General features: G+C 40.0%; 2 protein-coding genes. Both read left to right on the forward strand.

The genetic code is table 11. From position 1 onward, the window contains the following. A partial coding sequence (locus DMP16_RS09905) for a VOC family protein (RefSeq protein WP_185957862.1) occupies nucleotides 1-562 on the forward strand: 562 nt, incomplete at its 5' end. A gap of 17 nt (nucleotides 563-579) precedes the next feature. After that, nucleotides 580-1,374, forward strand: a 795-nt coding sequence (locus DMP16_RS09910) for an acetoacetate decarboxylase family protein (protein WP_143577193.1), incomplete at its 3' end; no start/stop codon positions are given.

A 1,374-nucleotide genomic window follows, 5' to 3' on the forward strand; every position in this document is an offset into this window, starting at 1 on the left:
TGTTCAGGCTGGGGATTTAGCTCACGTATTCATATTCGCCTTTGATCCAAACGCGTTGAAGAGTACTGTTGACTTGTTTAAGTCATTAACTTGGCATGTAACTGAAATATTGAAGGAGGGAGATCAAAGGATAGCCTACTGGGGAGCCTTTAATGGTACCGCACACGATATGGCTATTAGTCTAGATCCTTCTGGTGTTCCGGGAAGATTAAATCACCTAACTTTCAACGTAGATTACGCTGATGATATATTGAGAGCTGCAGACTTCTATAGTGATTATGGTGTAGAAATAGTTGGTGGACCATTAAGACATGGTATAACTGATAGCCATTCATTATACGTAAAAGAGCCAGGAGGTAACGTAATAGAACTCCTACATGGAGGGTATATAAACGTTGTGCCAGACTGGGAGCCAGTGGTGTGGGACACTAAAGAGGATGAGTACAGATGGTTATATTACTGGGGTCACGTTAAGGAGGCTTTCTGGGATGGTAGTCCAGTACCTAAAGACAGGGTAGACCCAGAGTTAAGGGAATTAATCAGACAAAAACTTGGGAAGTGAAATTTAGGGGAAATGAAATGGAGAAAGAAGAGTATTTTTTTACCGCTCCACTTTCAACTTCTGGGAAGTCTTCCTTAGTACCACCACCACCTTGGATTTATGGAATTGAAAACATATCGGCTCACGTATATTTTAACGTTAATTCAATTCTGGATTTCATACCAAAACCATTAGACGTTGAAGATGGGGAGGGGTGGATTTACATCGCTAGCATAATATCTACTAGTGAGAGAAACTTAGATATGCTTTACGAAGAACCGGAGTTAACCCAATACATGGAGTGGGCTATAGCGGTAAAGGTCAAGTTCAATGACAATTACTACACGTTTTTCCCATTCATGTGGGTTGATAAGGATTGGGCTTTAGTTAGAGGCTGGTTAGATGGATATCCAAAGAAAATAGCTAAGATAGCTATGACCAAGCTTCATCCCTTATTGCCTAAATATAATAAGCCAGGGAAAGGGTTGAAATTAGGAGGCTACACGATCAGGGGAGGAAACTTAATGTTTAGATTACAAGTGGAATTAGAAGAGAAGTCCGACTCAGTTCCTACCAAGGATTTCGGTCCATTCCTTAACATCAGATACTTCCCTTCTAGGGGTGATGGCGAGCTAGACTTATTAGAAATCGTAAGTAGAGTTAGAGATGAAAACGTTTTAGGTGAGGTCTGGAAGGGAAAGGCTAACATTGAATTAGGAGGCTATGTTAACGATGAAGTAGATGTCTTAAAGTTAGAGGAAGTTAAAGGAGGATACTATTTCACTGCATATTTCAAAGTCACTTCTACTAAATTAATAGAGAGATTAGAAAAA

This window comes from Sulfolobus sp. B1 (assembly GCF_007050195.1).
Lineage (GTDB): Archaea > Thermoproteota > Thermoprotei_A > Sulfolobales > Sulfolobaceae > Saccharolobus.